This is a genomic window from Sphingomonas horti, assembly GCF_009753715.1.
Lineage (GTDB): Bacteria > Pseudomonadota > Alphaproteobacteria > Sphingomonadales > Sphingomonadaceae > Sphingomonas_B > Sphingomonas_B horti.
The window spans coordinates 108,761-128,210 of sequence record NZ_WQMS01000007.1; the positions used below are offsets into that span (position 1 = coordinate 108,761).

At 68.6% G+C, this 19,450-nt stretch carries 21 protein-coding genes; 9 read left to right on the forward strand and 12 right to left on the reverse strand.

Going from position 1 to position 19,450, the window contains the following annotated elements; translation table 11 throughout:
* Positions 1-76: 76 nt before the first annotated feature.
* On the reverse strand, positions 77-724 hold the full coding sequence (locus tag GON01_RS16915; RefSeq protein ID WP_232328710.1) for a PEPxxWA-CTERM sorting domain-containing protein: 648 nt from the start codon (positions 722-724) through the stop codon (positions 77-79).
* A 220-nt stretch (positions 725-944) separates the two neighbouring features.
* Here GON01_RS16915 and GON01_RS06740 point away from each other — a divergent pair, with 220 nt between their 5' ends.
* The gene (locus GON01_RS06740; protein WP_157026601.1) at positions 945-2,129 is read left to right on the forward strand and encodes a phosphoserine transaminase; all 1,185 of its coding nucleotides are present in this window, start codon (positions 945-947) and stop codon (positions 2,127-2,129) included.
* 78 nt (positions 2,130-2,207) lie between these two features.
* Positions 2,208-3,788: a phosphoglycerate dehydrogenase gene (gene serA / locus GON01_RS06745; protein WP_181600215.1), complete on the forward strand. Its 1,581-nt coding sequence runs from the start codon at positions 2,208-2,210 to the stop codon at positions 3,786-3,788.
* A gap of 15 nt (positions 3,789-3,803) precedes the next feature.
* On the opposite strand, the gene ubiM is transcribed toward serA, so the two are convergent.
* Entirely contained in the window at positions 3,804-5,015 is a 1,212-nt protein-coding gene (gene ubiM / locus GON01_RS06750; protein ID WP_232328711.1) for a 5-demethoxyubiquinol-8 5-hydroxylase UbiM, read from the reverse strand.
* Positions 5,016-5,038: 23 nt separating this feature from the next.
* Here ubiM and GON01_RS06755 point away from each other — a divergent pair, with 23 nt between their 5' ends.
* Positions 5,039-6,145, forward strand: a complete 1,107-nt coding sequence (locus tag GON01_RS06755) for an ATP phosphoribosyltransferase regulatory subunit (protein ID WP_157026602.1) — start codon at positions 5,039-5,041, stop codon at positions 6,143-6,145.
* Positions 6,146-6,154: 9 nt separating this feature from the next.
* On the opposite strand, the gene GON01_RS06760 is transcribed toward GON01_RS06755, so the two are convergent.
* The 4 genes from GON01_RS06760 to GON01_RS06775 all read right to left on the reverse strand — a co-directional run bounded on the left by GON01_RS06760 (position 6,155) and on the right by GON01_RS06775 (position 8,575).
* Positions 6,155-6,688: a DUF7010 family protein gene (locus tag GON01_RS06760; protein WP_157026603.1), complete on the reverse strand. Its 534-nt coding sequence runs from the start codon at positions 6,686-6,688 to the stop codon at positions 6,155-6,157.
* A 64-nt stretch (positions 6,689-6,752) separates the two neighbouring features.
* The gene (locus GON01_RS06765; protein WP_157026604.1) at positions 6,753-7,652 is read right to left on the reverse strand and encodes an alpha/beta hydrolase; all 900 of its coding nucleotides are present in this window, start codon (positions 7,650-7,652) and stop codon (positions 6,753-6,755) included.
* 55 nt (positions 7,653-7,707) lie between these two features.
* On the reverse strand, positions 7,708-8,040 hold the full coding sequence (locus GON01_RS06770; protein WP_181600216.1) for a cupredoxin domain-containing protein: 333 nt from the start codon (positions 8,038-8,040) through the stop codon (positions 7,708-7,710).
* 13 nt (positions 8,041-8,053) lie between these two features.
* On the reverse strand, positions 8,054-8,575 hold the full coding sequence (locus GON01_RS06775) for a DUF4142 domain-containing protein (protein WP_157026605.1): 522 nt from the start codon (positions 8,573-8,575) through the stop codon (positions 8,054-8,056).
* A gap of 180 nt (positions 8,576-8,755) precedes the next feature.
* On the opposite strand from GON01_RS06775, the gene GON01_RS06780 reads away from it, so the two are divergent.
* The gene (locus GON01_RS06780; protein WP_157026606.1) at positions 8,756-9,439 is read left to right on the forward strand and encodes an RNA polymerase sigma factor; all 684 of its coding nucleotides are present in this window, start codon (positions 8,756-8,758) and stop codon (positions 9,437-9,439) included.
* 60 nt (positions 9,440-9,499) lie between these two features.
* On the opposite strand, the gene rpmB is transcribed toward GON01_RS06780, so the two are convergent.
* Complete coding sequence (rpmB, locus tag GON01_RS06785; protein ID WP_157026607.1) at positions 9,500-9,784, reverse strand: 50S ribosomal protein L28; 285 nt, start codon at positions 9,782-9,784, stop codon at positions 9,500-9,502.
* 146 nt (positions 9,785-9,930) lie between these two features.
* Here rpmB and GON01_RS06790 point away from each other — a divergent pair, with 146 nt between their 5' ends.
* The 5 genes from GON01_RS06790 to GON01_RS06810 all read left to right on the forward strand — a co-directional run bounded on the left by GON01_RS06790 (position 9,931) and on the right by GON01_RS06810 (position 13,290).
* Positions 9,931-10,170: a hypothetical protein gene (locus GON01_RS06790; RefSeq protein ID WP_157026608.1), complete on the forward strand. Its 240-nt coding sequence runs from the start codon at positions 9,931-9,933 to the stop codon at positions 10,168-10,170.
* A complete protein-coding gene (locus GON01_RS06795; protein ID WP_157026609.1) occupies positions 10,151-10,324 on the forward strand; it encodes a YqaE/Pmp3 family membrane protein in 174 nt (57 codons plus the stop codon). The genes GON01_RS06790 and GON01_RS06795 overlap by 20 nt, the downstream gene beginning before the upstream one ends.
* Before the next feature lie 15 nt (positions 10,325-10,339).
* Positions 10,340-10,792, forward strand: a complete 453-nt coding sequence (locus GON01_RS06800; RefSeq protein ID WP_232328712.1) for a nucleoside deaminase — start codon at positions 10,340-10,342, stop codon at positions 10,790-10,792.
* 83 nt (positions 10,793-10,875) lie between these two features.
* Complete coding sequence (locus GON01_RS06805) at positions 10,876-12,069, forward strand: acyl-CoA dehydrogenase (protein WP_157026610.1); 1,194 nt, start codon at positions 10,876-10,878, stop codon at positions 12,067-12,069.
* Between the two features lie 69 nt (positions 12,070-12,138).
* Positions 12,139-13,290, forward strand: coding sequence for a CaiB/BaiF CoA transferase family protein (locus tag GON01_RS06810; protein WP_157026611.1), 1,152 nt, complete (start codon positions 12,139-12,141; stop codon positions 13,288-13,290).
* An 80-nt stretch (positions 13,291-13,370) separates the two neighbouring features.
* Here the strand turns inward: GON01_RS06810 and GON01_RS06815 are convergent, their stop codons facing one another.
* The 5 genes from GON01_RS06815 to GON01_RS06835 form a co-directional block, all read right to left on the reverse strand.
* A complete protein-coding gene (locus GON01_RS06815; protein WP_157026612.1) occupies positions 13,371-14,219 on the reverse strand; it encodes an acyl-CoA thioesterase in 849 nt (282 codons plus the stop codon).
* A 160-nt stretch (positions 14,220-14,379) separates the two neighbouring features.
* The gene (locus GON01_RS06820) at positions 14,380-15,516 is read right to left on the reverse strand and encodes an acyl-CoA dehydrogenase family protein (RefSeq protein WP_157026613.1); all 1,137 of its coding nucleotides are present in this window, start codon (positions 15,514-15,516) and stop codon (positions 14,380-14,382) included.
* A 137-nt stretch (positions 15,517-15,653) separates the two neighbouring features.
* Positions 15,654-16,850 (reverse strand): acyl-CoA dehydrogenase family protein, encoded by a 1,197-nt coding sequence (locus GON01_RS06825; RefSeq protein ID WP_157026614.1) that lies wholly within the window; start codon positions 16,848-16,850, stop codon positions 15,654-15,656.
* Position 16,851: 1 nt separating this feature from the next.
* Entirely contained in the window at positions 16,852-18,159 is a 1,308-nt protein-coding gene (locus GON01_RS06830; RefSeq protein WP_181600217.1) for an amidase family protein, read from the reverse strand.
* 55 nt (positions 18,160-18,214) lie between these two features.
* Positions 18,215-19,444 (reverse strand): serine hydrolase domain-containing protein, encoded by a 1,230-nt coding sequence (locus tag GON01_RS06835; RefSeq protein WP_157026616.1) that lies wholly within the window; start codon positions 19,442-19,444, stop codon positions 18,215-18,217.
* Positions 19,445-19,450 lie beyond the last annotated feature (6 nt).

Genomic DNA, 19,450 nt, shown 5'->3' on the forward strand with positions numbered 1-19,450 from the left:
GCTTTGGGACGGCAACAAAAAGGGGCGGCTGGTCGGCCGCCCCCAATCCGTTTGGAATCCGTTTGGTTCCGGCCGCTCAGGCGGTGCGGAAGGCGACCCGCCGACGGCGCGCTGCCGCGCCGACCAGGCCCAGGCCGCCGATCATCATCGCCCAGGTCGCCGGCTCCGGCACGGCCGGGGCCGCCGCCTCGAACGAAATCTGCTTCAGGGCGCGGAACTGCTGCGCCGCACCGGCCGCGCTGCGCATGTCGGAGAACGTGATCTTGTCGATCACTTCGTTCATGCCCGCGACGATATCGAGCTTGTCATTGGCGGGCAGCAGGACGTTGGAGAAGGTCTGCGTCGCGCCGCCGACGAACGTGACCAGAAGATCGAAATCATGCCCCGGCGTGTTGCCGTTCGGGCCGTCGATCTTGAACTGCATGATCGTGAAGCCGAGCGCCGGATCGATGGTCACATCCGAGAAGTCGAAATGCCCGATGCCGGTGACCTGCGCTTCGCCGTCGCCGTTTCCGACGTCGATCATGTCGCTCGACGAGACCTTGACCAGGCTCTGGATCTGCTTGGTGTGCAGGGTCAGCGACGTGCCCGAACCGGCGCTATTGGCGTGCACCTTGTAGGTATAGGGCGAGCCGTTGTTCAGGACGATCGTGGCGGCGTGGCCGATGCCGGCCGGCGCCAGGGCAGCGAGCGCCGCTGCGGCGTAGAGAAGCGAAAATCTCATCGAAACCCCCTTGGCTCGAGTTCGCGACTCCCATTTTTCTGGTTTGCGGCGGATCATACACGGCTTCGACGCGGAAGGGGACTCGAATCGCACCCACCTGGAGCAGGATTCGCCAGGACCGGCCTCCCTCGCGGCCATTGACACGCGCTCGCCGGCCATTATCCCCGTCGGCGGGCCACGCCGTCCCAACGCGGCGCGTGCTCTCTGCGAGGAGAGTTACATGACTGGACTTGTTGCCGACCCGGCGCCCGAAGTGCGTCCGGACCGCCCCGCCGAAAAGCCGGCGCGCCCCTATTTCTCATCCGGCCCCTGCGCCAAGCCCCCGGGCTGGGCGCTCGAGCGGCTGCCGCACGGCTCGCTGGGTCGCTCGCATCGCTCGAAGCTCGGCAAGAGCCGGCTTCAGCACGCGATCGACCTCACCCGCGACGTGCTGCAGGTGCCCGACACCCACCGCATCGGCATCGTCCCCGCGTCCGACACCGGCGCGGTCGAGATGGCGATGTGGTCGATGCTGGGCGCGCGGCCGGTCACTTTGCTCGCCTGGGAAAGCTTCGGTGAAGGTTGGGTCACCGACGCAGTCAAGCAGCTGAAGATCGATCCCACGGTGATGAAGGCGCCCTATGGCGCGCTGCCGGATCTGTCCGCGGTCGATTTCACGAACGACGTGATCTTCACCTGGAACGGCACCACCTCGGGCGTACGCGTGCCGGACGGCGACTGGATTCCGGACGGCCGCGAAGGCGTGACCTTCGCCGATTCGACCAGCGCCGCTTTCGCGATGCCGCTGCCGTTCGACAAATTGGACGTAACCACCTTCAGCTTCCAGAAGGTGCTGGGCGGCGAGGCGGCGCACGGCGTGCTGATCCTGGGGCCCCGTGCGGTCGAGCGGCTGGAAAGCTATACCCCCGCCTGGCCGCTGCCCAAGATCTTCCGCATGACGAAGGGCGGCAAGCTGATCGAAGGCATTTTCCAGGGGGAGACGATCAACACCCCGTCGATGCTGGTGATCGAGGATTACATCTTCGCGCTGGAATGGGCGAAGGAGATCGGCGGGCGAGACGCGCTGATCGAGCGGTCGCAGGCCAATGCCGAAGCGCTGGACGGGGTCGTCGCGGACCTGCCCTGGCTCGACCATCTGGTCGCGGACCCTGCGATCCGGTCCACCACCAGCGTGTGCCTGAAATTCGCCGAATCGGCCGTTGCCGGGCTCGACGAGGAAGGCCGGCTGGCGCTCGTCAAGAAGCTCGCCGCGAAGCTGGAGGCGGAAGACGCCGCCTACGACATCGCCGGCCACCGCGACGCGCCGGCAGGCCTGCGCATCTGGTGCGGCGCCACGGTCGACGCGGCGGACATCGAGAAGCTCGGCCCCTGGCTCGACTGGGGTTGGCATAGCATCCGCAACTGAGCGCGCTCCGGCGAAGGCCGGAGCTCTGCGTCCCAAAGCTCCGGCCTTCGCCGGAGCACATGCAGACAGGAATCCTACGTGCCCAAAGTCCTCATTTCCGACAAAATGGATCCCCGCGCCGCGGCGATCTTCCGCGATCGCGGCATCGAAGTCGACGAGAAGCCCGGCCTCTCCAAGGAAGAGCTGGTCGCGGTCATCGGCGACTATGACGGCCTCGCGATCCGTTCGGCGACCAAGGTCGGCCGTGACGTGCTGAACGCGGCCGTGAACCTGAAGGTGGTCGGGCGCGCCGGCATCGGCGTCGACAATGTCGACATCCCCGCCGCCTCGGCCAAGGGCGTGGTCGTGATGAACACACCGTTCGGCAACTCGATCACCACTGCCGAGCACGCGATCGCGCTGATGTTCGCGCTCGCCCGCGACATTCCCGAGGCCGACCGTTCCACCCAGGCCGGCAAATGGGAGAAGAACCGGTTCATGGGCGTCGAGCTGACCGGCAAGACGCTGGGGCTGATCGGCGCCGGCAATATCGGCTCGATCGTCGCCGACCGCGCGCTGGGCCTGAAGATGAAGGTCGCCGCCTACGATCCCTTCCTCTCGGCAGAGCGGGCCCGCGAACTGGGCGTCGAGAAGGTCACGCTCGACGAGCTGCTGGCGCGCGCCGACTTCATCACGCTGCACACGCCGCTGACCGACCAGACGCGGAACATCCTCAGCCGCGACAACCTCGCCAAGGCGAAGAAGGGCGTGCGCATCATCAACTGCGCGCGCGGCGGCCTTGTCGACGAAGCGGCGCTGAAGGATGCGCTCGAATCCGGCCAGGTCGCCGGCGCCGCGCTGGACGTGTTCGTTGAGGAGCCGGCGACCGCCTCGCCGCTGTTCGGCACGCCCGGCTTCGTCTCCACGCCGCATCTGGGCGCCTCGACCAGCGAGGCGCAGGTCAATGTCGCGATCCAGGTGGCGGAGCAGATGTCGGACTTCCTGCTGACCGGCGCCGTCACCAACGCGCTCAACATGCCCTCGGTCTCGGCCGAGGACGCGCCGCGGCTGCGGCCGTACATGGCGCTGGCGGAAAAGCTCGGCAGCCTGGTCGGCCAGCTCGCCCATGGCGGGCTCGGGCAGATCGACATCGAGGTGGAAGGCGCCGCCGCCGAGCTCAACCAGAAGCCGATCACCGGCGCGGTGCTGGCCGGGCTGATGCGCGTGTTCTCGGACACGGTGAACATGGTCAACGCGCCTTTCCTGGCGCGGGAGCGTGGGCTCGACGTGCGCGAGGTCCGCCATGATCGCGAGGGCGACTACCACACGCTGGTGCGCGTCTCGGTCGCCACGTCCGAAGGCGAGCGCTCGGTCGCCGGCACCTTGTTCGGCGAGGCCAATCCGCGGCTGGTCGAGCTGTTCGGGATCAAGGTGGAGGCCGACCTGACCGGCCCGATGCTCTATGTCGTGAACGAGGACGCGCCGGGCTTCATCGGCCGCATCGGCACCGCGCTGGGCAACGCCGGCGTCAACATCGGCACCTTCCATCTCGGCCGCCGAGCGGCCGGCGGCGAAGCGGTGCTGCTGCTGTCGGTCGACACGCCGGTCGAGGAGCCGCTGCTGAAGACGCTTCGCAAATTGCCTGGCGTGAAGAAGGTCAAGGCGCTGCGCTTCGGCTGAAGCGAGCGCCGCGGCTTAGGCGCGCATCAGCATCGCGCTGATCGCCCGGCGTGCCAGTGGCACGCGGCGGCCGGCGCGCAGCACCGCGTGCCGCGCCAGTCGTGCCGGCGGCCGCTCGTCGGTGAACAGCCGCACGATCGCGTTGGTCGCCTCGAAGATCGGGCGGCAGGCGCGGCGATGGGCGGTCTCGAAGCGGGCCAGCGCCGCCTGACCGGCCCAGTCTTCGCCGCGCCGGCGGGCAAGCAGGATCTCGCGCGCCAGCCGCGCCTGTCCGCTCAGGCCGAGGTTGAAGCCGTGCGCGGTCACCGGGTGCATGCCGACCGCCGCGTCGCCGATCAGGGCCGCGCCCGGTACCGTGAGCCGGTCCGAGAAGCTGGTCACCAGCGGATAGACATGGCGGCTGCTCGCGACCCGCATCGCCCCCAGACGATGGCGGCAGCGCGCCGCGATCTCCGCCGCGAACGCATTGTCGTCGAGCCGGCGCAGCCGCTCCGCATCGTCCAGTCCGACCGTCAGCACCGCCGAGGACTGGCCCGGCCCGAGCGGCAGCAAAGCGATCGTGTGGCCGTGCTCGAACCATTCGGTCGCGGTGTCGCCGTGCGGCGCCTCATGCGCGACGCGGCAGACCAGCATCGCCTTGCCCAGCCGGTGCATCGCGGCGCCTATGCCGAGCTGGTCGCGCGTCGCCGAGAAGCGCGAATCGGCGGCGACCAACAGCCGTCCCGTCAGCCGATCGCCGCCGTCGAGCGCGACGGCGCAGCCCTGCGGTCCCGCGCTTGCGCCCAGCACCTGGCGGCCGGCGAGCACGCTCAGCCCCGGCTGGTCCGCCGCCGCGTCCCACAGCGCGCGCCGGATCAGGTGGTTCGAGACCAGCATGCCGAGCGGTCGGTCGTCGCGCTCGCGCGGCGCGAAGCCGAGCGCGAGCGGGGACCCGCCGTTCAGCACTTGCGCCGAGGCAAGCGGATGCATGTCCGGGATCCGCGCCCAGGCGCCGAGCATCTGCAGGATGCGGATCGACCGGTGCGTCAGCGCGATCTCGCGCCCGTCATAGGCGGGATCGGCGAGCGCCTCGCGCGGCTGGCGCTCGATCAGCGCGATATCGAATCCGGCGCCGCGCAGGGAGCGGGCCAGCGCCAGGCCCGCCGGCCCCGCCCCAACGATGATGATGTCATGGTCCATCCTGCCTTGATCGCCGGCATCGCCGCCAGCCGCGTTGCGCTGGATCAACAAGTGAGTAAGGGGCGGCTGTCATGACCAGCTCCCTCTTGCCCGAAGGCCTGCGCGACCGCTTGCCGCCGCAGGCGGATGCGGCCGCCGCAATCCTGCGCGCCGCGCTCGATGCGATCCGGGCGCACGGCTATGAGCGGGTGGCGCCGCCGCTCGCCGAATATGAGGAGTCGCTGGTCGGGCGGCTCAAGGCCGGCGCCGCGCGCGACCTGCTGCGGGTCGCCGATCCGCTGTCGCAGCGCACGCTGGCGCTGCGGCCCGACATCACCACCCAGGTCGGGCGGATCGCCGCGACCCGGCTCGCCCACCGCCCCCGGCCGCTCCGGCTCAGCTATGGCGGGCCGGTCGTCAAGCTGCGTGCGACCCAGCTCCGCCCCGAGCGCGAGATGACGCAGATCGGTGCCGAGCTGATCGGGCGCGACACGGCCCCCGCCTGCGCTGAGATCGTGGCGCTGGCGGTGGAGGCGCTCGCGGCGGCGGGCGCCACCGGAATCACTGTCGACCTGACGCTGCCGAACCTGGTCGACACGCTCGCCGCCGGCCCGCTGCCGCTGGGGCCGAGGGAAGCGGCACAGGTTCGCGCGTTGCTGGACGCCAAGGATGCCGGCGGACTCGCCGCATTCGGCGCGACCGCGTACCTGCCGCTGGCCGAGGCGGCCGGCCCGTTCGCCGAAGCGATCGCGCGGCTGCGCGCGTTCGACGCCACCGGCGCGCTCGCATCCCGTATCGCCGCACTGGAGGCAATCGCTGCCCGGCTGGAGGGAATCGCGAGGGTCACGCTCGACCCGGCCGAGCGCCACGGCTTCGAGTATCAAAGCTGGCTCGGCTTCTCCCTGTTCGCCGACGGCCTGACCGGCGAAGTCGGCCGCGGCGGCAGCTATGCGATCCTGCACGAGGAAGGGCGCGAGGAGCCGGCAGTCGGCTTCTCGATCTACCCCGACCCGCTGCTCGACACGCGTGCGGACGAGCAACCGCCGCGCCGCCTGTTCCTGCCGCTCGGCCACGATCCCGCCGCGGCAAACCGGCTGCGCGCCGAAGGCTGGATCACGGTGGCCGCGCTGGACCGGGATTGCGCGCCCGCCGGCTGCACGCATGTGCTGGAAGGGAAGGAAGCCACTCGGATCGGGTAGGTGATCCGGCTATTCTATGCGCGACGTGCGCAGCGTGAGGCCGAAGCCGAACGCGAACTCGACCAGCGCGACGGCGAATGGGACGCCTCCGAAAACCGGCGCGACCAGGATATCGAACACGCCGATCGTCGTAATGATCGCAGCGAGCATCCAGTAAAGGCGATCCCCGTAGACGGTCTTGAACGCGGCATAGTGCGTCCCGACCGCAATGGCGGCCAGCGGAAAGACCAGCGCCGGCTTCAGCGGCAGCAGCAGCCAGGCGGCGAACAGGCCGCCGATCATCGCGATCGTGCTTTCCAGCGCGGTCATCCCAAGCGGGTTGGCCGCAGACTCCCGTTCGCGCCGGAAGATCATGCGCGACGCGAACGTGGACGCGGGGAAAATCAGCATCCCGCCCAGGAAAAGCACGGCGAAGCCGACGCCGGTACCGCGCCATTGCTGCGCAAAAGCCGCCGCCAGCCATATCGTGCCGGACACGAGCACGCCGGGCCCGCCGCCCACATATGCGCGCCGAATATCGCGCTGAGCTTCCGTAACGATCATGATCCCCCCTGTGCCCAGACGGGTGTAAGGGCGGACCGAAGCCGCTGACAAGTAGTCGCGACACTCAGCGCATGCGTGTGCGCCGGGTATCGGGAAATACTCGCATCAGGAACGCGTCGATCTCGGCCGTCGCGGTGTCGTTCGGCCGGCCGATCTCGTCGTTCAGGCGGACATGGGTGGTGTTGCCGACCGGCAGCACCGTGGCTTCGCGCGCGCCGGCCGCGACCAGGGCGACCGAAAGCTGCTGGCTCTGCAGGCCGGCGAGCGGATTGTTGACGTCGTGCAGCATCAGCCAGGCCGGCGCATTGGGCGGCGCGGCGTGGTGCAATGGGGAGAGGGCCGCCTGGCGCTCGGCATCGTCGCCGAACGCCGGCTGGTAGAATTGCTTGACCGTCCCGGCGCCGCGGCCGGCCGCCATGATCGGGGGTATGTCGATCGCGGCCGGATCGAGCAGGATCACGGCTTTCACGGCATCGAACGGCACGCGGGCCGCCTCGAGCCATGCCGGGTCGGCGCCGAGCAGCGCGGCCAGATGCCCGCCCGAACTGTGGCCCAGCAGCACGACCCGGTCGGGATCGACGCCCTTCTGGTGCCGGAGCAGCGCAATACCGCGCGCGACGTCGGCAAGCTGCGCTTCCAGCGTCACCTCCGGCACGAAGCGATAGCCGAGCGTCGCATAGGCATAGCCGGCGCCGGTGAAATGATCGGGCTGCACGCCGGCCGATCCGGCCCTGGGCGTACCTGCGCTCCAGCCGCCACCATGCAGATAGACGATCAGCGGCGCGGTGCCGGCCTTTTTCCGCACGAACAGCTGCGCGACCTGGCGCGGCGCGGGCCCATAACGGAGGTCGCGCGAGACGACCGGGCCGGGGACGAGCACGTGCGGCCCGGCCTGCGCGACGACGCCCGGCGTCGCGGCGGCGAGCAGGCCGGCCGATACGATCATTGCCAGCATCGCCTTCATCCCCGCTCCACCGGGCAGAGACTAGGGGCGCGGGCTCAGGCCGGCAAGCGCGCCGCTATTTCGCGACCGCCAATTTCCCGGTCATGCCGGGATGATAGCGGCAGAAAAAGGCGATCATGCCCGCCTTGGTGAGCTTGGTCGTGCCACTGGCGCCGGGCTGGAGATCGACATTGAAGCTGCCGTCCCTGGCGGTAGCGGTGTGGCGGAACAGATCCTTGTTCACCCAGCGGATCGTGTCGCCGACATGCAGCCCGGCCGGAACCGGCCCGAACTTCAGCTTGTCCATGACGACGACGTGCACCTTCGGCGCGGCGATCGCCGGAGAAGCGAGGGCAAGCGACAGCAGCAGCGCGGCGCTTGCGGCGAAAGCGGTCGGGTACCGTGCCACTTGCCCTGCCCCCTTACTTCAGCGCGCTCGCGAGATGCTCGGCGTGCATCTGGTGCTCGCCGAACAAGGTGCGGCCGGTCTGCAGCAGCGACTTGAGCTCTGCGTTATGCGCACCGGGGATCAGCGTCGAATCGAGCGCGCCGTTGACCGTCTTGTGGTAGGCGACCTCGTTCGCGGCATAGGCCTTGTCGAACGCGGCGCCGCTCATGGCGGCGAGCTTCTTGTGCTCGGCCGCGGCGGCGTCGGACAGCGACTTGCTGGTTGCATTGTCCTCGGGAGTCACGCCGAGCTTCTTCACCAGCGCCAGCGCCTTCTGGTTCACCGCCTCATGGTCGCGCACCATTTCCTGCGCGAACTCGCGGACCTTCGGGTTCTTCGACTTGGCCAGCGCCTGCTTGGCGGCGGCGATGTCGATATTGCCGGCCGTGTAGGCGATATGGGCGATCTGCGCGTCGTTGATGTCCGCCGCCTGGCTTGTGACGGCCCCGGCCGCCAGCAACGCCGCCGCGCCGGCCCATGCGAATGCCTTGATCATGATCGTGCTCCTCTGCTTTCCCCGAGCCCTTGTGGGCGGAGCGGCCCGTCCGCCGCCGGTCTTTGATGCCGCGGCTGGTTTTCGGTTCCCGCAAGGACTCGACTCAGCTTAACATGTGTGGGGCAGCCGTGGGAACCGCGTCGCATCCGCGGCATCCAATCACGGCAAGGGGAAGCATGGATGACGGCGCAGGCGAAGCTCGACTACGAAACACTGGACGATGCGGCGCTCGCGGAGCGGCTCGGCGCGCGCGATCCGGTCGCCGTGCGGCTGATCGCCCGGCGCAACAACCAGCGGCTGTTTCGCGCCGCCTGGGCGATCCTTCGCAACCGCGCGGAGGCCGAGGACGCGGTGCAGAGCGCCTATCTGCGCGCTCTGGCCGGGGTCGGCGGGTTCGAAGGCCGGTCGTCATTGTCCACTTGGCTGACGCGGATCGTCATCAACGAGGCGCTGATGCGGGTGCGCGCGGCAAAGCGGCGCCAGGCCCGGCTGGACGGCGACTCGGTCGTACTGCTCGACGAATATCGGGAGAAGCTGATGCAGGGATCGACCAGCGCGCTGCCGCCCGACGCCGCCGTCGCGCGCCAGCAGGTGAGGCGGATGCTGGAGGATGCGATCGCGCGGCTGCCGGCGCCGTTCCGGCTGGTGTTCATGCTGCGCGAGGTGGAGGGCTTGAGCGTCGACGAAGCCGCGGACGCGCTCGGCATCGCACCTGCCACGGTCAAGACGCGTCACCTGCGCGCCCGCCGGCGGCTGCAGCACGAGCTGGCGCCGGAGCTGAGGACGGCGCTGGTCGGCACCTTCCCGTTCCTCGGCAGCGAATGCGAGACGCTGACCGAGCGCGTGATCCAGGCGATTCGCTGAACAGCAAAAGACCGGCCGAATCGCGTCCGGCCGGCCTTTGAATTGTTTGGGAACTGCCGCTTAGGCGGCCTGCTTCTTCGCGATCTCGCGCTTCAGCTTGCGGGCGGTTGGGCCGAGCTTGTCTTCGCTGGTCTTCAGCAGCCAATTGTCGAGGCCGCCGACATGCTCGACCGAGCGCAGGCCGTGCGTCGACACGCGCAGCTTCACGCTCTTGCCGAGCGAGTCGCTGATCAACGTCACGTTCTGCAGGTTCGGCAGGAACGTGCGCTTGGTCTTGTTGTTGGCGTGGGAAACATTGTGGCCCACCTGCCGGCCCTTGCCGGTCAGCTCGCAAATGCGCGACATCGCTTGTCTCTCAACTAAATCGGGTTGCCCGGAAAGGTGGCGCGCATAGCGGCTGGCAGCCGCCGCGTCAATGTCAGGCCGCGCCGATGAAACCGTAACGGGTCCGGTTCGTTCAGCCTGGCGAACAGGATCAAGGGAGAAACGGAATGCGTGCACTGCTGGCCATCATCGCGATCATCGTGCTGCTGCTGATCATCGGCGTGGCGACGGGGTTCCTCAACATCAACCAGACCAAGGAAGCCAGCCTCCCCAAGGTCGAGGTGAAGGGCGGCCAGGCTCCCGCGTTCGACGCCAATGTCGGCGCCGTCGATGTCGGCACCAAGAACGAGACGATCAAGGTTCCGACCGTGGACGTGAAGACGGCCAATGAGACCAGCAACCACTAAACTGGGCGCCGGGGTGGCGGCGGTGCTGCTGCCGCCCCTGGGCGTGTTCCTCGACCGGGGACTCGGCCGCGATTTCTGGATCGCGGCCGGCCTGACCTGCCTCGCTTGGGCACCCGGCGTCGCATTCGCGCTGTGGACGGTGCTGGCACGCTGACCTAAGCGCGGCCGCATGGCCTTCCCGCTTCCCGACCCGATGCGCCACGCGCTTGCGCTTGCCGAGCGCGCGGCGGCGGAGGGCGAAGTTCCGGTCGGCGCGGTAATCGTCCGCGACGGAGCGATATTGGGCGAAGGCGCGAATTCGCCGCGCCGGCTCAGCGATCCCACCGCCCATGCCGAAATGCTCGCGATTCGGGCGGCGGCCGAGCGGATCGGCGGCGACCGCCTCCAGGATTGCGAGCTTTGGGTGACGCTGGAGCCCTGCGCGATGTGCGCCGGCGCGATCGCGCTCGCCCGCATCGCCCGCGTCTATTACGGCGCGCCCGACCCGAAAGGCGGTGGGGTCGAGCATGGCGCCCGCGTATTCGCGCAACCGACCTGCCACCATCGGCCGGAGGTCTATGCGGGGATCGGCGAAGCCGAGGCCGGGGCGCTGCTGCGGGAATTCTTTCAGGCTAGAAGGTAACCGTTTGCTTCGAGCGAAGTCGAGAAGCGTGTCTCGACTTCGCTCGACACGAACGGGTAGAGGGGCTCCCAAGGAGTCAGATCATGAACGCGCCACCGATTGCCGCCCTGCGCTGGGACGATCCGCTGTTGCTGGAAGACCAGCTGACCGACGAGGAGCGGGCGATCCGCGACGTCGCCCACGATTACGCGCAGGACAGGCTGCTACCCCGCGTGATCGAGGCGTTCCGCGAGGAAAAGACCGATCGCGCGATCTTCGACGAGATGGGCGCGCTGGGGCTGCTCGGCGTCACCCTGCCGGAGGATTATGGCTGCGCGGGCGCGTCCTATGTCGCCTATGGCCTGGTCGCGCGCGAGGTCGAGCGCGTCGATTCGGGCTATCGATCGATGATGAGCGTCCAGTCGTCGCTCGTCATGTACCCGATCTATGCATACGGCTCGGAGGAGCAGCGGCGGAAATACCTGCCGAAGCTCGCGACCGGCGAATGGGTCGGCTGCTTCGGCCTGACCGAGCCTGACGCCGGCTCCGACCCCGGCGGCATGCGCACCCGCGCCGAGAAGATCGACGGCGGCTACCGCATCTCGGGCTCAAAGACCTGGATCTCGAACGCGCCGTTCGCTGACGTATTCGTGATCTGGGCCAAGTCCGATGCGCATGGCGGCGGCATTCGCGGCTTCGTGATCGAAAAGGGCGCTAAGGGCCTCTCCGCGCCCAAGATCGGAGGCAAGCTTTCGCTCCGCGCGTCCGTCACGGGCATGGTGATGATGGACGGGGTTGAGGTCGGCGAGGACGCGCTGCTGCCTGAAGTACAGGGGCTGAAAGGTCCGTTCGGCTGCCTCAATCGCGCCCGCTACGGCATCAGCTGGGGCGCGATGGGCGCGGCCGAGGATTGCTGGCACCGCGCCCGCGCCTATACGCTTGATCGCAAGCAATTCGGCCGCCCGCTGGCCGCGACCCAGCTGGTCCAGAAGAAGCTCGCCGATATGCAGACCGAGATCGCGCTCGGCCTGCAGGCCTCGTTGCGCGTCGGCCGGCTGTTCGACGAAGGGCGCATGGCGCCGGAAATGGTCAGCCTGGTGAAGCGCAACAATTGCGGCAAGGCGCTGGAGATCGCCCGCACCGCCCGCGACATGCACGGCGGCAACGGCATTTCCGAGGAATATCATGTGATGCGTCACCTGATGAACCTGGAGACGGTCAACACCTATGAAGGCGCGCACGACGTCCACGCGCTGATCCTGGGAAGAGCGCAGACGGGCCTGAATGCATTCTTTTAACCACTCGTGCTCCGGCGCAGACCGGAGCGGTGCGTCCAAGGCTCCGGCCTGCGCTGGGGCACAGGAACAATGAAACCCCTCGCGAACCTCCGCGTGCTCGAACTCGCGCGCATCCTGGCCGGGCCCTGGGCGGGGCAGATGCTGGCCGACATGGGCGCGGACGTGATCAAGGTGGAGCGGCGCGGGCACGGCGACGACACCCGCGGCTGGGGTCCGCCGTTCGTCGAAGGCGCGGACGGGCAGAGCCTCGGCGCTGCCTATTATCACAGCTGCAACCGCGGCAAGCGCTCGATCACCGCCGATTTCGACGATCCGGCGGACATGGAGCGGGTGCGCACCCTCGCCCGCGATGCCGACATCGTGATCGAGAATTTCAAGACCGGCGGGCTGAAGCGCTACGGCCTCGATTATGACAGCCTGAAGGCGCTCAACCCGCGGATCATCTATTGCTCGATCACCGGCTTCGGCCAGACCGGGCCCTATGCCTTGCGCGCCGGCTACGACTATCTGATCCAGGCGATGGGCGGGCTGATGAGCATCACCGGCATCGACGAGCCGACGCGGGCCGGCGTCGCCGTCGCCGACCTGTTCACCGGCATCTATGCGGCGGGCGCGATCCTGGCGGCCGTGAACCGGCGGCACGAAACCAGCGAAGGCGCGTGGATCGACATGGCGCTGCTCGACGTGCAGACCTCGGTGCTCGCCAACCAGGCGATGAACTATCTCGTCTCGGGCACGGCGCCGGGCCTGATGGGCAATGCGCATCCGAACGTCGTGCCCTACCAGCCGTTCGAGACCAGCGACGGGCGCGCGATCGTCGCCGTCGGCAATGACGGCCAGTTCGCGCGCTTTGCCGCAATCCTGGGCGTGCCGGAGCTGGCGGACGATTCCGACTACAAGACCAACGCCGCGCGGATCGTGAACCGCGCGCGGCTGATCCCGATCCTGTCGGAACGCACGGCGAAGATGACGCGCGCCGACTTGCTCGCCGCGCTGGAGCGCGAGGGCGTGCCGGGGGGGCCGATCAACGACATCGCCCAGGCGCTCGCCGATCCTCACGTGCAGGCGCGCGGCATGCGCGTGGAGCTGGACGCGCCGCATGTCGCGGGCGGCACGCTGCCGCAGGTGCGCAGCCCGATCGTGATCGACGGGGAGCCGATGGTCGCCGATCGCGCGCCGCCGCCGCTCGGCGCGGACGACGCGGATTGGGCGTGGCGTTGAGGTCGTCATCCCGGGCTTGACCCGGGACCAACCTGCCTTCCAGCGAAAGGTCGGCCCCGGCTCAAGCCCGGTGTGACGGCTCACCGCTTCCGCATCAGCCCTTCCTGCGCGACGCTCGCCACCAGCCGGCCGTCGCGAGTAAAGATCATGCCGCGATTGAAGCCGCGGCCGCGGCCGCTCCAGGGCGCGTCGGTCGAATAGAGCAGCCATTCGTCGACGCGGACATCGTCGTGGAACCAGAGCGCATGGTCGAGGCTGGCGGTCTGCACGCCCGGCTGGGTCCAGCTGAGCCCGTGGGGGCGCATCGTCGTGCCCAGCAGGTGCATGTCGCTGGCCCAGGCGAGCATCGCGCGGTGCATCGCGAGACCACCCGCAACCGGTGCCACTGCCTTGAACCAGACATGCTGGACCGGCTCGTACGGCTCCCCCTCCAGCGGCGACCAGGGGGATGCGTGGCGGATCTCGAACGGGCGCGGCCGCACGAAGAATTCGCGGAACGCCTCGGGCACCTGGTCGGCGATCTTCAGCCGCTCCTCGGCCTCGCTCGGCAGGTCCTCGGGCCCGGGCACGTCGGGCATCGGGAACTGGTGCGCCAGGCCCTGCTCCAGCCGCTGGAACGACGCAGCCATGTTCAGGATCGGCTCGCCGCGCTGGAAGGCGACGGCGCGCCGGGTCGAGAAGCTGCCGCCATCATGGTCGCGATTGACGCGGTAGATGATCGGGATCTGCTCGTCGCCCGCGCGCATGAAATAGGCGTGAAGCGAATGCGGCAGCCGGTCCGGATCGGCGGAGCGCGCCGCCGCCATCAGCGCCTGCGCGATCACTTGCCCGCCGAACACGCGGCCGCGACCCTCGGGCTGGCGCGCGCCGCGATACAGGTCGCGGTCCAGTTCCTCGACCGTCAGCAGCGCCTCCAGTTGCGCGATCATGCCGGCGGGATCGGTGGCTCTCGGTTGGTTCTCTAGCACCTGAAACTCCGTTCGGGCTGAGCTTGTCCAAGCCCTCCCCTGTTCCTGACCGCAGCCGTTAGAAAGAATGGAAGGCCTTCGACAAGCTCAGGCCGAACGGAGCGGGTGAGCCCATCAGAGCTCAATACCCGCTCATCCGCGCAAGCTGGTCCGCCGCCCAATTCGTGTCGCCGAACAGCTCGGCGAGCAGGCGGCCGCGCTTCATGTAGAAGCCGATATCGTATTCGTCGGTCATGCCGATGCCGCCGTGCATCTGCACCCCTTCCTGCACCGCGAGCGTCGCGGCAAGGCCGGTCATCGCCTTGGCGACCAGCGCGGCCCGGTCCGCGCCCGGATCATCGGCGTCAAGCAATTGCTGCGCCTTCAGCACCGCCGCGCGCGCGACTTCCATTTCGGAATAGAGATGGGCTGCCCGGTGCTGCAGCGCCTGGAAGCTGCCGATCGGCACGCCGAACTGCCTGCGCTCCTTCAGATAGCCGATGGTCATGTCCATCGCCCCGCCGCCGACGCCGAGCATTTCCGACGATGCGCCCACCCGGCCGGCGGAGAGGATGCGGGAAAGGCCGGGCCAGCCCTGGTCGACTTCCCCGATCACCGCATCGGCATCCAGCTCGACGCCTTCGAGGCGCAGCTGCGCCGCGACGCTCGCATCGGCCAGCCGCTCGGGGGTCGCGGTCAGGCCGGCGGCACCCTTGTCGACCGCGAACAGCGTTATCCCGTCCGTATCGCCCGGGCTGCCGGCCGTGCGCGCCGCGACGACGATCAGGTCCGCGACATGACCGAGAGGCACGAAGCTCTTGGCACCCGTCAGCCGGAAGCCGTTGCCCGAACGCTCGGCCTTCAGCGCGATCTGCGCCGGCCGGTGCTTCGCGCCCTCGTCCACCGCGAGCGCCGCCACTGCCTCGCCGGCGGCAATGCGCGAAAACCATATCTGGCGCAGGTCCGCGCTGCCGGGCTTCAGCGCCGTCACTGCCGTCACGGCAGTCGACAGGAACGGCGACGGGGTCAGGTTGCGCCCGATCTCCTCCAGCACCACGCCCGCCTCGACATGGCCGAGGCCGAGCCCGCCCTCGCCTTCGGGGATCAGGATCGCGGTGAAGCCCATCTCCGCGAACTGCTTCCACAGGTCGCGGTCGAAGCCGGCCGGATCCCGGGCGTCGCGCAGGGACCGCATGTGCGAAATGGGCGCGGTCACGGCGACGAACTGGCGCGCGGTGTCGCGCAGCATGGATTGTTCGTCGGTCAGGAAAAGAGGCATCGTTTCTCCTTAAACCCTCTCCCGCTTGCGGGAGAGGGTGGTCGAGCGAAGCGAGACCGGGTGAGGGGCTGCTCTCCCCTCACCCTGGCCGCTTCGCGGCCGTCCCTCTCCCGCACGCGGGAGAGGGGCTGGTTGATTCAAGTCCCCGGCAGCTCAAGTATCCGCTTGGCGATGATGTTCAGCTGGATTTCGCTGGTGCCGCCCTCGATCGAGTTGGCCTTGGTGCGCAGCCACGCCCGCGCCTTGGCACCATTGGCTGAGCCCGCGCTTTCCCATTCCAGCGCGTCGGAACCGCCGGCGGCCATCACCAGCTCGTAGCGCGCCTTGTTCAGCTCGGTGCCGTAATATTTCATCATCGACGGCTGGGCGGGGTGCGCCCTGCCGTTCTTCAGCTCGTCCATGAATTTCTCGGACATCGCGCGGAACGCCCGCTCGCGCACTTCGAACAGCGCCATCTGCGCGCGGAGCAGCGGGTCGGCGAGCCGGCCTTCCGCATCGACGCCGATCGTCCGCTTCGCATCCTCGGCCAGCGCCGCAGGGCCGCCCGAGCCCAGCCCGCCGCCGCCCAGCCCCATGCCGGAGATCATCTCGCGCTCGTGGCCGAGCAGGTATTTGGCCACGTCCCAGCCCTTGTTCAGCTCGCCGACCAATTGGTCCTTCGGAACCTCGACATTGTCGAAAAAGGTTTCGCAGAAAGGCGAATAGCCGGAAATCAGCAGAATCGGCTTGGTCGAGACGCCGGGGCTTTCCATGTCGAACAGCAGGAAGCTGATGCCGTTGTGCTTCGACTCCCTGCTGGTCCGCACCAGGCAGAAGATCCAGTCCGCCTTGTCGGCATAGGAGGTCCAGACCTTCTGGCCATTGACGAGGAAATGATCGCCCTTGTCCTCGGCGGACGTCTGCAACCCGGCGAGATCCGAGCCGGCATTGGGCTCCGAATAGCCCTGGCACCAGCGGATTTCGCCGCGGGCGATTTCCGGCAGGAACCGCTTCTTCTGCGCCTCCGTCCCGTATTTCAGCAGCGCCGGCCCGAGCATCGAGATGCCGAAGCTGTTCAGTGGGTTGCGGCAGCCGAGCCGGGCCATTTCCTGCCGCAGGATCTTGGTTTCTTCAGGCGAAAGCCCGCCGCCGCCATAGTCCTTGGGCCAGTCCGGCACCGTCCAGCCGCGCGACGCCATCGCGTCGAGCCAGGCCTTCTGGTCAGCCGAGAGCTGCGCCTTGCGGCCGCCCCACACGATATCGCCTTCGCCGCGCACCGGCTGGCGCATCGCCGGCGGGCAGTTCGCCTCCAGCCAGGCGCGCGTTTCGGCGCGGAAAGCTTCCGGGTCGCTCATTTCAGCTCCTCATCAGCGCATGCGCGATGCGCGCGATCGCGATCGTCTTCTGGTCCTGGTACAGGTCGCCGATCACCTGCAGCCCGATCGGCATGCCGTCGGCGCCGGTCGCGACCGGCACGCTGGTCGACGGCAGGTTCGGGAAGGTGGCGAGCCCAGCATAGGCGAATTGCGGACCGAACGGCGTCGGCTCGCCGTCGATCGTCAGCACGCGCTTGTCCGTGGGCGTGTCGTCATGCGGAAAGGCGGTGGCGCCGAATACCGGCGCGATCACAGCGTCATAGTCCCGGAACAAGAGCTGCCAGGCGCGGATGCAGCGCGCCTGCTCGTCCTGCAGCGCGAACCAGTCGGCCAGGCTCATCGCCTGCCCGTTGGGTGCGGGCGCGCCGCGCGAAAGCGCGGTCAGCAGCATCCTGATGTAATTGGCGTGCTGCGCGGCGAGATCGGGGAACGGATCGAGCGTGCGCTCGACCTCGGCGCCCGCGCGCTCGAACGCCTGGCCGACCAGCTCGACGGTTCGCTTCACCTCCGCGCTTGCGCGCGCGACCGGATGCTCGGGCCGGATAAGAATACTGAGCGCGCCGGGATCGCCCACCCGCGCGCGCGGCAGCGGGAAATCGGTGAGCACGTCGAGCAGCGCCGCGAGATCATCGGCATCGCGCGCCAATGGCCCCATCACGCCCAGCGCGACGCGTGCGGAATCGGTGCCCGGGAAATTATGCCCGTCGGCCGCGATCACGCCATAGGTCGGCTTGTGGCCCCAGACGCCGCAGAATGCGGCCGGGGTGCGGATCGAGCCGCCGATGTCCGACCCGATCTCAGCCGGCACGAACCCGGCCGCGAGCGATGCCGCCGCGCCGCCCGACGAGCCGCCGGGGCTGCGCTCATGGTTCAGCGGATTGAGCGTGCGGCCATAGACCGGATTGTTGCTCTGCAGGTCGATCAGGCCGGTCGGCACGTTGGTCTTGCCCAGGATCACCGCGCCCGCCGCCTTCAGCCGCTGGATTGCGACGGCGTCGGCATGGGAGATGGCGCCCGCATGCTCGGCATAGCCCCAGGTCGCGGGCAATCCGGCGACTCCATAGCTTTCCTTGACCGTCATCGGCACGCCGAGCAGCGGCGCGTCCTTCGCCACGGCGCCGGCATCGATCGCCCGCGCCTGCTCGCGCGCTCGGTCGTAATCCTTGACGACGACTGCGTTGATCGCCGCGTTGCCCGCCTCGATCCGCGCGATCGCCGCTTCTGTCTCGGCAACGGCAGTCGTTTCGCCGGCACGAATGGCGGCCGCGGTCTCGAGCGCTGATCTCACAAGCAACCCCCTGTGCTCCGGCGCAGGCCGGAGCACAGCAGAGGCGGACGCACCTTCACGCCGCGCTCCTCGCGATGGCCGAATAGATCATCGTCTTCAGCTCGCGCCGCACCGGCCAGGTGCTGGACGGGCTCAGCTGGGTCATGAAGATGAAGATCAGCCGCTCGACGGGATCGATGTGGAAGGCGGTCGAGAACATGCCGCCCCAGTAGAATTCGCCGACCGATCCCGGCACCAGGGTCGGCGCGACGTTGATCGTGACGGCGAAGCCCAGCCCGAAGCCGACCCCGGCATTGGTCGCCTCGCTGAACAGCGACCGCGACATGCTGGCGAGGTCGGCACCGCCCGGCAGGTGGTTGATCGTCATCAGCTCGACCGTCTTGGGCGCGAGAATGCGCACCCCGTCCAGCGCGCCCTTGTTCAGCAGCATGGTGCAGAAACGGTGATAGTCGGCCGCGCTCGACACCAGCCCGCCGCCGCCCGAGAATTGGGTCGGCGCGCGACCCCAGGCGCTCTCGTCGCCGCGGTCGTACATCACCACGCCCTTGTCCGGGTGCATGGTGTAGCAGTCGGCCAGACGGTCGATCTTGTCCGCCGGCACCTGGAAGAAGGTGTCCCCCATCCCCAACGGAGCGAAGATGCGCTCGCGGAACACCTGGTCGAGCCTTTTGCCCTCGATCCGCTCGATGATGAGACCCAGGATGTCGGTCGCGACCGAGTAATTCCACGCCTCGCCGGGCGAGAATTCGAGCGGGATGCCGGCAAGCGTCCGCACGACGCTGTCGAGATCGTGCTCGCCATACCAGTCCTCGATCTTCGTCGCGCGATAGGCAGCGTCGATATTGCCGCGATTCTGGAAGCTGTAGGTCAGGCCTGCGGTGTGGCGCAGCAGGTCGACCATCCGCATCGGCGCCGAAGTCGGCCTGGTCAGGAACGGCGCCGAGCCGCCGCCGCCGTCATAGACGCCGATCCCCTTCCACTCCGGGATGATGCGGTGGACCGGATCGTCCAGCGCGACCTTTCCTTCCTCGACCAATTGCATGAAGGCGACGCTGGTCACCGGCTTGGTCATGGAGGCGATGCGGAACAGCGTGTCCGGCCCGACCGCGCGGCCTTCGCGCATCGTGCCGGCGCTTGAGAAGTGCACCGGCTGGCCTTCGCGGCTGACCAGCAATTGCGTGCCCTTGAAGCGGCCGCTCTGAAGGTAGCGCTCGTCCAGGAAGCGATCGATCCGTTGCAGCCGTCCGGCATCAAGGCCGAGTGTGGCGGGATCGGCGATCTGCATGGGCAC

Coding starts and splice junctions, on each gene's coding strand:
- GON01_RS16915 (WP_232328710.1), bottom strand. CDS start 724: ATGAGATTTTCGCTTCTCTACGCCGCAGCGGCGCTCGCTGCCCTGGCG.
- GON01_RS06775 (WP_157026605.1), bottom strand. CDS start 8,575: ATGATCAAGGCATTCGCATGGGCCGGCGCGGCGGCGTTGCTGGCGGCC.
- GON01_RS06780 (WP_157026606.1), top strand. CDS start 8,756: ATGACGGCGCAGGCGAAGCTCGACTACGAAACACTGGACGATGCGGCG.
- GON01_RS06835 (WP_157026616.1), bottom strand. CDS start 19,444: ATGCAGATCGCCGATCCCGCCACACTCGGCCTTGATGCCGGACGGCTG.
- GON01_RS06765 (WP_157026604.1), bottom strand. CDS start 7,652: ATGAAGGCGATGCTGGCAATGATCGTATCGGCCGGCCTGCTCGCCGCC.
- GON01_RS06815 (WP_157026612.1), bottom strand. CDS start 14,219: ATGATCGCGCAACTGGAGGCGCTGCTGACGGTCGAGGAACTGGACCGC.
- GON01_RS06800 (WP_232328712.1), top strand. CDS start 10,340: ATGGCCTTCCCGCTTCCCGACCCGATGCGCCACGCGCTTGCGCTTGCC.
- GON01_RS06790 (WP_157026608.1), top strand. CDS start 9,931: ATGCGTGCACTGCTGGCCATCATCGCGATCATCGTGCTGCTGCTGATC.
- GON01_RS06810 (WP_157026611.1), top strand. CDS start 12,139: ATGAAACCCCTCGCGAACCTCCGCGTGCTCGAACTCGCGCGCATCCTG.
- GON01_RS06825 (WP_157026614.1), bottom strand. CDS start 16,850: ATGAGCGACCCGGAAGCTTTCCGCGCCGAAACGCGCGCCTGGCTGGAG.
- GON01_RS06820 (WP_157026613.1), bottom strand. CDS start 15,516: ATGCCTCTTTTCCTGACCGACGAACAATCCATGCTGCGCGACACCGCG.
- rpmB (WP_157026607.1), bottom strand. CDS start 9,784: ATGTCGCGCATTTGCGAGCTGACCGGCAAGGGCCGGCAGGTGGGCCAC.
- GON01_RS06755 (WP_157026602.1), top strand. CDS start 5,039: ATGACCAGCTCCCTCTTGCCCGAAGGCCTGCGCGACCGCTTGCCGCCG.
- GON01_RS06795 (WP_157026609.1), top strand. CDS start 10,151: ATGAGACCAGCAACCACTAAACTGGGCGCCGGGGTGGCGGCGGTGCTG.
- GON01_RS06740 (WP_157026601.1), top strand. CDS start 945: ATGACTGGACTTGTTGCCGACCCGGCGCCCGAAGTGCGTCCGGACCGC.
- GON01_RS06805 (WP_157026610.1), top strand. CDS start 10,876: ATGAACGCGCCACCGATTGCCGCCCTGCGCTGGGACGATCCGCTGTTG.
- GON01_RS06760 (WP_157026603.1), bottom strand. CDS start 6,688: ATGATCGTTACGGAAGCTCAGCGCGATATTCGGCGCGCATATGTGGGC.